The sequence below is a fragment of the Brevibacillus sp. 1238 genome, assembly GCF_029892995.1.
GTDB classification, from domain to species: domain Bacteria; phylum Bacillota; class Bacilli; order Brevibacillales; family Brevibacillaceae; genus Brevibacillus; species Brevibacillus parabrevis.
In genome coordinates, this window is the sequence record NZ_JARXWC010000006.1 from 251,502 (window position 1) to 262,734 (window position 11,233).

12 protein-coding genes are annotated in these 11,233 nt (G+C 53.8%); 7 read left to right on the forward strand and 5 right to left on the reverse strand.

Annotated elements, in window-relative coordinates:
- The first annotated feature begins 29 nt into the window (after nt 1-29).
- From M2298_RS16430 to M2298_RS16440, 3 genes are all read left to right on the forward strand, one after another.
- The gene (locus tag M2298_RS16430) at nt 30-974 is read left to right on the forward strand and encodes a GntR family transcriptional regulator (RefSeq protein WP_280648745.1); all 945 of its coding nucleotides are present in this window, start codon (nt 30-32) and stop codon (nt 972-974) included.
- A gap of 87 nt (nt 975-1,061) precedes the next feature.
- Nucleotides 1,062-1,700, forward strand: a complete 639-nt coding sequence (locus M2298_RS16435) for a pyridoxamine 5'-phosphate oxidase family protein (protein WP_173596885.1) — start codon at nt 1,062-1,064, stop codon at nt 1,698-1,700.
- Between the two features lie 108 nt (nt 1,701-1,808).
- A complete protein-coding gene (locus tag M2298_RS16440; RefSeq protein ID WP_280648746.1) occupies nt 1,809-2,633 on the forward strand; it encodes an aldo/keto reductase in 825 nt (274 codons plus the stop codon).
- A 181-nt stretch (nt 2,634-2,814) separates the two neighbouring features.
- Here M2298_RS16440 and M2298_RS16445 read toward each other — a convergent pair whose 3' ends face one another.
- A complete protein-coding gene (locus tag M2298_RS16445) occupies nt 2,815-3,600 on the reverse strand; it encodes a YheC/YheD family protein (protein ID WP_280648747.1) in 786 nt (261 codons plus the stop codon).
- Nucleotides 3,601-3,786: 186 nt separating this feature from the next.
- Between M2298_RS16445 and M2298_RS16450 the strand changes: the two genes are divergently transcribed.
- Nucleotides 3,787-4,530: an IclR family transcriptional regulator gene (locus M2298_RS16450; RefSeq protein ID WP_122963980.1), complete on the forward strand. Its 744-nt coding sequence runs from the start codon at nt 3,787-3,789 to the stop codon at nt 4,528-4,530.
- A gap of 48 nt (nt 4,531-4,578) precedes the next feature.
- Here M2298_RS16450 and M2298_RS16455 read toward each other — a convergent pair whose 3' ends face one another.
- Entirely contained in the window at nt 4,579-5,706 is a 1,128-nt protein-coding gene (locus tag M2298_RS16455; protein ID WP_280648748.1) for a glycosyltransferase family protein, read from the reverse strand.
- A 179-nt stretch (nt 5,707-5,885) separates the two neighbouring features.
- Between M2298_RS16455 and M2298_RS16460 the strand changes: the two genes are divergently transcribed.
- Nucleotides 5,886-6,524 (forward strand): TetR/AcrR family transcriptional regulator, encoded by a 639-nt coding sequence (locus M2298_RS16460; RefSeq protein ID WP_280648749.1) that lies wholly within the window; start codon nt 5,886-5,888, stop codon nt 6,522-6,524.
- Nucleotides 6,525-6,534: 10 nt separating this feature from the next.
- Entirely contained in the window at nt 6,535-7,008 is a 474-nt protein-coding gene (locus M2298_RS16465; protein ID WP_122963983.1) for a DUF4188 domain-containing protein, read from the forward strand.
- Between the two features lie 14 nt (nt 7,009-7,022).
- On the opposite strand, the gene M2298_RS16470 is transcribed toward M2298_RS16465, so the two are convergent.
- The 3 genes from M2298_RS16470 to M2298_RS16480 form a co-directional block, all read right to left on the reverse strand.
- A complete protein-coding gene (locus tag M2298_RS16470; RefSeq protein ID WP_280648750.1) occupies nt 7,023-8,624 on the reverse strand; it encodes an alkaline phosphatase family protein in 1,602 nt (533 codons plus the stop codon).
- Between the two features lie 122 nt (nt 8,625-8,746).
- Nucleotides 8,747-9,928 (reverse strand): alanine racemase, encoded by a 1,182-nt coding sequence (alr, locus tag M2298_RS16475; RefSeq protein ID WP_122964071.1) that lies wholly within the window; start codon nt 9,926-9,928, stop codon nt 8,747-8,749.
- A gap of 145 nt (nt 9,929-10,073) precedes the next feature.
- Nucleotides 10,074-10,397 (reverse strand): DUF3892 domain-containing protein, encoded by a 324-nt coding sequence (locus M2298_RS16480; protein WP_122963985.1) that lies wholly within the window; start codon nt 10,395-10,397, stop codon nt 10,074-10,076.
- A 152-nt stretch (nt 10,398-10,549) separates the two neighbouring features.
- Between M2298_RS16480 and M2298_RS16485 the strand changes: the two genes are divergently transcribed.
- Nucleotides 10,550-11,197, forward strand: coding sequence for a TetR/AcrR family transcriptional regulator (locus M2298_RS16485; protein WP_122964072.1), 648 nt, complete (start codon nt 10,550-10,552; stop codon nt 11,195-11,197).
- Nucleotides 11,198-11,233 lie beyond the last annotated feature (36 nt).

Consider the following 11,233-nt stretch of genomic DNA (forward strand, 5'->3'; position numbering starts at 1 on the left):
TACCGTTTCCTTGGGGTGATTTGATGCAGATGCCTGTCCATGATTCATCCTCGATCTCTGTCTCTGTTCAATTGAAAGAGCAACTAAAAAGTTTGATGGAACAACGAATTTATCAGCCACGCGAAACATTGCCAACAGTCCGTGCGCTATCCGGCTTTTTGCGGCTGAATCAGGATACCGTGCAAAAGGCGTACGAGGCGCTGAAAGCAGAGGGCTACGTCACGATTGGAAACGATGGCGAAGCAGTGGTTGCGGACCCGCTCCCGAGAAAAAGCGGAATGCCCGTTGCGAGTGGCATTTCTTCGCGAGAGCAGCAGAAGGATGCCGCTGTTTCACCGCCCGTTTCAGGAAAGCCGGGACATCCGGCCAGCTTCAAGCGGGAGGAAAGGACGAAGCCAGCGATCCTGTTTGCCGAGTGCAATGTCGTGCAAGTGCAGGAGTACGCAGTCGAGCTGGAAAAAGCGACAGGCTACACGGTGAAGCCATGCCTGATCAAAGACTTGGACCAGTTTGCCACAAGCATCGTGAACGGCTACTACGATCTCGTCGTCACGACGTTTTTGCATATAGAAGAAGTGCAAAAATGGCTGGATCGTCTGGAAGGAGACAACGTGCCGATCGTCATCGGCTGCCTCCTGGATTCCAATCTCCAGTCGATCCGCGAGCTTCAGCAATTGCCGCCCGGAAGCCTGGTCGGAATCGGAGGCACGACCTGGGAGGGGGCGCACAATTTCCGCCAGTCGATTATGAATGCCGGGATGACTCATCTGGAGCTTTTGGTCGGCACGATGGAGTACCCCTCATCCCTGGATGAAGTGCTGGCGGCCAAGCCCGAGCTGATTGTCTGCACCAGCATCGTCGGTGCCTATTTGAAAAGGCAGGCGCGTTTTTTGCCGCTGCTGATTGAAGATCGCTTCTTGAATGTCCAGTCGGTGCAGTACATTCAGCAATTCGTCGAAGGCTTCCGGCAGTGAGCAAAGCAAATCCCCGGACTTGTCCGCCGATCGTTATGGTATGATGAAGGGGAGAGCTTTTCCACAAAAGGAAAAAGAGGTGCTATCATGTCAGGATTCGGAATATTTCGTGAAGTAATCACATCGGAAACCCAATTGCGGGAAATTTTCGGAGAGCCGAGCCGTCTGGTGCAAAACAAGGTGATTACCCAACTGGACGACCATTGCCGCAATTATATAGCCCAGTCGCCTTTTTTGATTATCTCGACTGCCGACGAAAAAGGAAACTGTGACGCATCCCCGCGCGGCGATGCTCCAGGCTTCGTGCACATCGTCGACGACCACCATCTGGTTATCCCGGAGCGCCCGGGCAACAAGCGGATGGATTCGATCACCAACATCCTCGTGAATCCGCACATCGGCCTGATTTTTTTGATTCCGACCTTGGAAGAAACGCTGCGGATCAACGGTCGGGCGTGCATCATCCAGGATCAGGATATTTTGGAGAAAATGGCGGTCAAAGGCAAGGTGCCGACGCATGGAATCGGCGTGCAAGTGGAAGAATGTTACGCCCATTGCGCCAAGGCGTTCATGCGCTCCGGGCTGTGGAAGCCGGACACGTGGCCTGAGGCTGGAACGACCCCGGATATCGCCAAAATGATCGCGGATCATGTGAAGCTGCCCGGTTTAGGGGCGAAAGAAGTGGCTGAGGGATTGCAGGATAGCTATAAAAATCGGTTGTACTAAAAGGTGGGCTTTTTGCCAGCTTGTATGAGACAAGTTTTCCGATCGACCAACCTGTGATATACTTTCTTAATGTAAGTACATAAACAGCGTTAGTCGGGAGGAGATCGGATGGCAACAAAAATCACGGATCGTTCCGTTTTGAACAACGGAGTGGAAATGCCTTGGTTGGGCCTGGGTGTCTGGAAAGCAAAGGAAGGCAACGAAACAGTGGCAGTCCGCTCGGCTATTGAGGCGGGTTACCGCAGTGTGGACACGGCAGCTGTCTACGGCAACGAGGAAGGCGTAGCAGAAGGTATCCGTCAGGCGGGAATCGATCGCGATCAGCTGTTCATCACGACAAAGGTTTGGAATGCGGATCAAGGCTATGAGTCGACGCTCAAAGCTTTTGACGTGAGCATGAAAAAGCTGAAGCTCGACACGCTTGATTTGTACCTGGTCCACTGGCCGGTAAAAGACAAGTTCGTGGACACGTGGAGAGCCTTGGAAAAGCTGTATCGGGACGGCTACGTGCGCGCAATCGGCGTGAGCAATTTCCACATTCACCATCTGGAAGAGCTGCGCAAGCACAGCGAAATTACGCCGGTTGTCAACCAGGTCGAATACCATCCGCTGCTCACGCAAAGGGAGCTGCATGCGTACTGCAAGGATCGCGCTATCCAGCTGGAGGCGTGGAGCCCGCTGATGCAAGGAAACCTCGATCATCCGCTGCTGGTGGAACTGGGACAAAAATACGGCAAATCGCCTGCGCAAATCGTCATTCGTTGGGATTTGCAAAACGGGGTCGTCACAATCCCGAAATCGATCACGCCTGCTCGGATTGAGCAAAATGCCGACGTCTTTGATTTTGCGTTGAGCGCGGAAGACGTGGACAAAATCAGTGCGTTGAACGAGAACAAGCGCTTTGGGCCAGACCCGGACAACTTCGATTTCTAAAATCACGGTGATAATAGCAGGGGGGCTGTCCCGAACGTCTTGCGCAGACGAAGGGGATGTGCCCCTTTTCTTTTGCCTTTTCCTGGTCGAACAAGATCAAGGCAAGCCGTGCTAAGCCGTGCTCAAAAAAGGCAAAGCCCCCGCCGGACGATTTCGTCCCGATCAGGAGCTTATGCCCGGTTTATCTGCGCCTGCGATAGGCAACGATCGTTCTGTACATGCTTTTGTCCGCGAGCTTCAAAAATAGAGAGATGTCAGGACGCAAGTTTGCTTCAATGATCCACACCCGCCCTTTTGCATCGACGCCCATGTCCAGGCCGAAAACGCGCTGACTCGTATAGTAGCGGGACAGACGCTGGGCAGCGAGCAGAGCAACCTGCCGCATGCGGGCGATGACGGCAGCGGGAGAAGCGCCGCGAATGTTCGAGCGGTGGAGGGCTGTGGAGAGCGGGAGCACTTTGCCGCCGCTGCGCTTGATGTTGGTTATGATATAGCCGCGTCCGGCCACTTTGGCAAGCATTCCGGTCACGACCCACGGCTGACCGCTTTTTCGCTGCACCATGACTCTGACGTCAAACAAAGATCCGCTGACGCGAGCCAAAGAGATGCCTCGCTGCACGAGATAGCGGCTGCTGATTTTTTTGCGCAAATACTTGTAGGTCGATTTTTTGCTGTGCTTGGTCTTGCGTTTGGCACCACGCTGGATGCGGTATTTGCTGCGGCCCAGTCCGGTTACGAGAATGACTCCGGCTCCGCCGCTGCCTGCGGCTGGCTTGGCGATCACTTTGCTGTAGCGATCGAGGAAATCGTACAAGGCGCGTTTGGAAAAGGGACGCGTGCGCGGCAATGCGCCGGACAGGGTGGAGCTTGCGCGCAAGACGTAGTATTTGGTAAGCTTGGACTCGCTTTTTTTGCCCAAAGAGGTCATTCCCCCAATCGAAACATGAAACGTCTTTTGCTTCTTCATAATGTATGTGCAGCTTGTTTCAGCGCTTGTGGGAATGTCCTTGCTGTCAAAAAATAGGTAGGATATGGCGGGGAGGGCGAAGATTCGCTCTTTACTATGCCTTTAATTTTTGTATACTGAAAAGTAGCATATTTGTTTCATCAGATGAAACGAACGGAACCAAGTAGGAAGAAGGGGTAAGAAACAATGGATGAACAAAAAGCAAACGTTCGCTCTGTCGAACGTGCTTTGGATATCCTGCTCTGTTTTACGGACGCCACAGACCTTGGGCTTAGTGAGATATCGAGTCGCCTTTCCTTGCATAAAAGCACCGTGCATCGTCTGCTGGCGACGCTGGAGAACAAGGGCTTTCTCATCCGTGATGTTCAGACGGAGAAATACCGGCTGGGCTTTCGAATCTGGGAGCTTTCGGCCAATTTGACGCATAACGATGATCCGGCTACGCTTCTCTTGCCTGAGATGGAGAGATTGCGGGATTTGGTCGAAGAAACAATCAGCCTGTATGTGCGAGATGGAAACGAGCGGATACGTATTCAGGCTGTGCAGAGCAGACAACCGATTCGCCGGGTCGCTCCGATCGGGGCGCGCATGCCACTGGCTGTGGGAGCGTCCAGCAAGGTGTTGGTGGCTTATGCCGATCCGTATGTGCTGGAGCAAGTCTTGAACGATCCGAACTGGCCCGACTTCGTGAATCAGGAAGCGTACATCGAGCAGCTCGACCAGATCAGAAGACAAGGATTTGCCACCAGTGTGGAGGAACGGGAGCTTGGGACAGCGGCGGTCGCGGTTCCGATCTTCAACCGCAACGGGCAGCTTGTCGCATCGATTGCGGCTTCTGGCCCGTCCAATCGTCTGACACCGGAAAAAATGAGCCAGTACGCGCCGTACATTATGGAAGCAGCCTATCGCATGGGAAAAATGATGAAATAACACCAAAAGCCAACACAGCTTCTGCTCAAGGAGCGTGTTGGCTTTTGGCTATTTGCGGTAGCTAAATTCCGTTTGCAGGACGCGCCAGAAAGACTGGACGGCGTTGTCGGCGAGAAAGCGCTCCCCGCGCGACCGCACGTACGCGCTCATGTCCGCGTAATAGGCCGGGTTGCGCAGCTTTTCGTAATGAAAAGCGATGTCGTGGGCATCTTGCACGAAAAGGGGATACGCTTCTCCGAGCAGAGCGAGATTGCCGATCGTCCGGGTCGTCAGCACGGGTACGCCGAGCGCCATGCATTCGATGATCCGCGACAAGTAGGAGTGGGACGGGTTTTGGTCCGGAGTGTTGTCGTAGAGCAGCGCAATGCCGATCCCGCTCTGGACGATCATTTTTTTCGTCGCCCACATCGATTTTTGCCCGTGGTCGGCTACTCCGGGCGTGCGCAGCAGAAGCTGCGCTTTCTTTTGATAGCTCCCGACGATGGACGGGTAAAGGACGCGCAGCTTCGCCTGCGGAACCGATTTGCGGATCAGGCGGATCGCTTTGGTGGCTACAGCAAGTCCATAGCGTGGTCGGATGACGCCTGCCCAGATCAGGTGCAGCGGATCTCCCGGCTGACGGATGAGCGCCCCGTCTTCCTGGTGCTCGACAAACTGGGGCAGCACCTGGATTTTGCGGTTCAGTTCCTTTTCCGCGTATTTGGCTTTGCTTAACTGGTAGCGGCGATAGCGCTCGGCGTTCGGCTCGGTCTGGAAAAAAACGACGCGGGAATGCTGAAAGATGTGATCCAGCCTGCCCATGATGTACGGATCGCGCAAATTGTACTGGACGGCCAAATACAGCAGTTTTTTGCCGAGGGACGGCTTTTTTTCCACCAGATGAAACGCTTCGTTGCGGCCGCGGATAAACAAAAAGTCGTAGTTGTGCTTTTGGTCGCGGGCAATGAGGTCGTCGACGAGCTGGTCGGATTTGTAAAAGCGGACGTGTTCAAACGTAAAGCCGCCCATCCCGTTGCGAAACTGAAAAGGGAGGACGCAGTCGAGCACGTACCGCTTGCGTTCGTTTGCCCCAAGCTTCGCCACTTTGCGGTCGAGGGAGCGCAGCAAAATAAAAAATTGCAGGACGTTCCCCTTTGGCTTGAACTCGATGAGATTGCAGGAAAAACAAATTCTCACGGGGGATTCTCTCCTTCAACAAGGCTCTTTCCCTATCGTATGGGTTTTTGGGCCATTGGCTACTGGGGGAGGAGAAATCAGCAAGCGATTTTGAGTTTTGTTTACTCGAATAAAAAACTTTACTAAAGTTAACTTAAGTGCTATCCTAGTCTTGGGTGTAACTGGAAGGGAAGGAAACAATGGCTGAAACGATTTCGTTGCGTGAGAAAAAGAAAGCGAAGACGAAGCTCGCCTTGCTGGAGGCAGCGCTTGCGCTGATCAACGAAGGCACATTCCGCAGCGTGCTTGTGGATGACATATGCGCGCAGGCAGAAGTCTCCAAGGTGACCTTTTTCAAATTTTTCCCGCAAAAAGAAGAGCTGCTGATTTATTTTATGAGCATCTGGCAGGTGCGGTGTTACAAAGAGCTGGCAGACAACGGGAAGCGAGGCTTTGCCGCCGTGCGCCACGTCTTTTCCATGGTGGCGCAATATGCGGAAAAGCAGCCTGGAATCATGCTCAGCCTGATCAGTTTTCTCGCCGAGCAAAAGATGCATCCGTGCGTTCCGGCACTGTCGGAGGCGGAACTGTCCTTGCTGTTCCCCGATGTCGAAGCGGCGCAGCGAGCAGAAATCGGCGGCAAGAACATGCACCAGATTTTTGAGCAGTGTGTGCAGGAAGCGCGCGAAGACGGACAGTTGGTTGCTCATGTCAGCAACGAAGAGGCAGTCGTTTTGTTATTCTCGATGTTTTACGGAGCGTATTTGTCGGCGCATTTGTTTCATTCTGATGATTTCATGGCTTACTATGAGCTTCATCTCAAAACGTTGACAAGGTAGGGGATTGCAGATGGCAAACGTAATGCCAGGGCGGTATACGGCAAAAGTGGATGGGTCTTACGTGGTGTTCATTATCGGTATGCGAATCAACCAGTTGCTGGCTGTGCACAAATGGGTTCCGGTGGCGAAGGCAATGGGCGGGATGATGCAGGAGCTGTATCAAAATCCCGAACTCGGGTTTTTGGGCAGCCGCTCCAGCGTCAACATGCGGACGATTACGCAGATTCAATATTGGCGGTCGTTTGAGCATTTGGAAAAGTATGCGCGGCATGCGCCCCTTCACCTGACAGCGTGGCGAAAATTCAATCAGGCGGTAGGGACGGATGGCTCGGTAGGGATTTATCACGAGACGTATCTGGTGGAAGCAGGGAACTACGAGTGCGTGTACGTCAATATGCCTGCTTTTGGCCTGGGAGAAGTGGGAGAGCTGGTTCCCGCCACAGGCAAGCGGGAATCAGCCCGGCAGCGAATCAACAAAGAATAAGCGCGTCGGCAAGCCTATTCGTTTACGAGACGAAGCAGCCATTCTTTGAGATCGACGATGCGGTTCGTTTTCGGTCGGCTGTCCGTCCCGGTGACCAAGAGCGGGACGAGTGAATCGACTTCATGCAGCGAGCCGTGTGCAGCACCTCCCAGATGGGCAGGAGAGCTTTCTGTCGCCAGCTCGTAGCCAGGCTGGGCGGTGACAACCACGTAGCGCCCAGGATGGGAGTTCAAGGCACCGTTCAGCCTGGCAAGCACATCGGGGTATTTTCCGTACGTGATGCGCTTTTTTGCCCGCTTGATATCGAGCACGCTCGCGTCACCCTGCAAGCTCCACGACTGCCCGTACTCATCTTGAAAAGGCCCGCCTGGCTTGTACGCCACCCGGCGTTTGCCATCGCTTCCGCCAGCGGAGACGACGATGGACGATCCTTCTTTGCGCGCGATGATATCGAGCCTCGGCTCGCGCTGAAGCTGAGTGACGAGCGCAGAGAGGGAGAGTTTTGGATCAAGGGCGTACACATACGCCATCCGTTCATTGGCGGCGATGACGACCTGGTCATTCGCTTGCGGAGGACGGCTGATCGGGGGGATGAGAAAAGGCGCGAGCAAGCTGCGCAGGTCGATAATAGCGGCTTGCCGATCCGCTTTTACCGCGCTTTGTGCGCTGTCTCCCATGACGATCCAACGCACTTCCTCGACCGCCTGGTCCCACGATCCAAAAGTATCAAGCAGACTTTGCAGCGCCTTGTCCGCATTTTCAATCCCGTCTATCGTCGCTGGCCCCTTTTTGTGTACCTCTGCGTCATTTTCCGGCAAGTAGGCAATGGTCAGCGGAGGCAGTCGGCTATGATCGATCAAAAAGGCGGTTTCCTGCGCAGAGAACTCATCGTTCATGCCGTATTTGCGCCAGATTCGCGTGTGCCGCTTTTGATTCGGATCGAGTTGGGCAAAGGCGGCGTAGGACATGAATGTCGGTCCCGTAACCGAAAGCTCGCCGGGAAGTTGAGCGGCCACCTCGATCAGATGGGGGATTTTCAAGGTATGGGCTGTTTTTCCGCGCCAGACAATCGCATTGATGGAAGCAGAGTCTTTGCCCAGGTCCGCGAGTTCTTCGTGGATCGTTTTTGTGTCTTTGCTCAACTGGGTTTGGTTCAATTGCTGAATGGCATCGAGCAGCACTTGCGGCTGGTCGATTTTCAGCGCTTCTTTCGGGCCGTATCCGTAGTAAATCATCCGGTTTTCCGCTTCGCTGTACCAGGAAAGTCCGGGGATGTGGTGGCGATCGGCGTAGCTTCCTGTGAGCAGCGTGCTGTCGATGGTGACAGACATCGTGGGAAAAGAACTGACGATGCGCGGGAAGTAGTGTCCTTTTGCCTGCAAAAAAGCCAGGGCAGGAGCGCGGCCTTGGCGGATGGCTTCTTGCAGGGGCTTGTCCATTAACGAATCGATCAGGATGACCACGACTGGCTTATGCGCCTGAACCGAGCCGTCGTCAGAAAGCGGGGCTGGCCCCTTTTTCTCCTGGAGCTGAAATGGTTCACCAGCCTTGCAGCCGAAAAGGGGCAGGCTGAGCAGCAAAAAGGCAAGAATGGCGCAGGTCCATCGTGACTTCATGGGTTCAATCCAATCCTTTCCATGGCAAGATTCTCTTATGTTTTGTTGCTGGCGGCTAATCTATGCGAAAAAACTCCCCTGCTGACAGCGGATGCTGTTCGTACAGGGGAGTGGGCAAGCGGTTATCCTTTTGGCAGCAAATGCGTGATTTCCACGACTTCTCCTTTGACCAAAAACAAGCGCGGGATGCGGTTGCTTAAAGTAGCCACGACTTCGTAGTTGATCGTTCCGAGCATTTCCGCGATTTCATCCACGGTAATTTCTCCGCCTTCTTGCTTGCCGTACAGGACGATTTCCTCGCCTTGCTTCGCTTTTCGCTCGCCGAGACTGACCATCAGCTGATCCATCGTCACGCGCCCGGCAATGGGCATGCGCTTGCCTTTGTACAACACAAACCCGCGGTTCGACAAAGCGCGCGAGTAGCCGTCGGCATAACCGATGGGAATCGTTCCGATGACTTCGCCTTTTTTCGCTATGTACGTCGCTCCATAGCTGATCGTGTACGGTTCCGACAGCATCGTTTTCACATACGAAAAACGCGACTTCAAACTGAGCGCGGGCACGAGCCTGATGCGATTCAGGCTGCGAATGTAAGCGGACGGATACAGTCCGTACATGCCGATGCCGAGGCGAATCATATCTGCGCTGTAATCCGGATAGGCGATGGCGGCGGCTGTATTGCACATGTGTACGGTCGGGAGCTTGAACCCGTGTTGCTCCAAATAGCGCAGGCCATTGACGAAAAGCTCGTGCTGTAGCTTGGTCAAGGTGTGGTCGGCTTCATCGGCGGTGGAAAAATGGGTGAAAATGCCATTCCAGTGCAAGTCCGGGCTGGCCTCCAATGCTTTTACGACGGAGAGCAGATTTTTCTTTGTCCGTACGCCAAGACGTCCCATCCCTGTGTCCATATTGACGTGAATGTTCAGGCGGCCGCTGAAATCGGATGCGCGGACAATTTTTTGCGCTTCTTTGATCCAGTCTACCTGGAAGGCGGATAGCTCGATATTCCAGGCGAGTGCTTCCTTGACGCGGGAGAGCGGGGTGAAACCAAGCACAAGGATCGGGGCGGTGATTCCCGCCTGGCGCAGGACAATGCCTTCCTCGATGATCGCGACAGCAAGAGAGGTTGCTCCGTACTGCAGAGCGTGGCGGGCAACGCCTACCGAACCATGTCCGTAAGCGTTCGCCTTGACCACCGCCATGATTTTCGTCTGCTTGGGAATATAGCGACGGAACGCCCGAATATTTTTCTTGATCGCATCGAGATTGACTTCGATCCACGTTTCTCGAAACAACTGTTTCACAGTATGTTCCTCCCCATTTGGTGAAATGAGAAATCCTGCTTTTTCCATAAATATTCGCTGCCCCTGCTGCTTAGGCGTGGCCTGCTTTTCGCGAAGCAAATAAAAGCAGGCCATCGGATCAATGGCCTGTACAGGGTGTGGCGACTTAAAAAGCTGGGAGGTTGTCCAGGTTGTTTTCCTTGATGCCGTCAGGCTCGCTGCGCAAAATATCCCGTCCGTACTTGTGAAACACGTCCACATGCGCCAGGTTCCCCGCCTTGGCCTCCTGCAAAGCGGTGAGGTAATCCAGCTCCCTTCCCGAGTTTGTTTTGAAGGCGATCAAATCGCCATCGTCATTTTTGCGCACGGCAACAATTTGCTCTTTGCCCGCAGCAGACGGGAGGTAGCCCTGGTCGCTTTCGCGCAAAGCCTGTTGCTCGCCTGCCGCTTTGTATTCCGCATAAATTTGTTCGAAGTTTTGCTCGCTCATGATCGTATCCCTCCTTCCCTATAAGGGTGGCTCAAGCGGGAAGAGAACATGCATTCGTTTTACAGCGACGATTTTCACCTATTGACAGTCGCTGCTAACAGGATTATATTTTGACTGACACGAAAGTCAATGAAAAAAGGGGGGAGCAGCTCGTGCCTCGCTCAAAGGAGCAGAACGAAGAAATTCGCGCCCAGCGAAAGGAAGCGATCATGCAGGGCGCTCTTGCTGTTTATGTGGAAAAGGGCTACGCAGCCGCAGATATCAAGGATGTGGCTGAGCATGCCGGAGTAGCCAGAGGATTGGTGTATTACTACTACAAAGACAAGCGCTCGTTGTTTCGCGATTTGTTTGCGCATATGTTTCAGCTCTCCAACAAGCATACCCGCTATCATTTTTCGCAGGAAGGGACAGCGGTAGAACTGTGCAAACAGTTTGCCCTCGTCATGTTCCACAATTTGTTTGAACGCTCTTTGCATGTCATGTTCTTTTTTCGCATGCGCCATGATTTGCGTGAGCTGTTTACGGGGGAAGAACTGCGTGGGCTGATGTGGCGCGACAACAATTTGCAAGTCATGGTAGATGCGCTCCGCCAAGGGATGGAGGCAGGCGATGTGCGTCAAATGTCGCCGGAGTTGCTCGCGGAGCAGTTTTGGGGAGCGATGATGCACGCGATGGGTTATTTGCACCGGAAAAAGAAGAACTTGCGCGCGGACGGACATGATATGGAACAAATCAAGGCGTTGCTCACGGATGAGATTGAAGCGGCAACTGAATCGTGCGTCTCCATGCTCCGGCCTTAACCGCGCATGTAGCTGAAGGACAAAAGGAGGATTTTT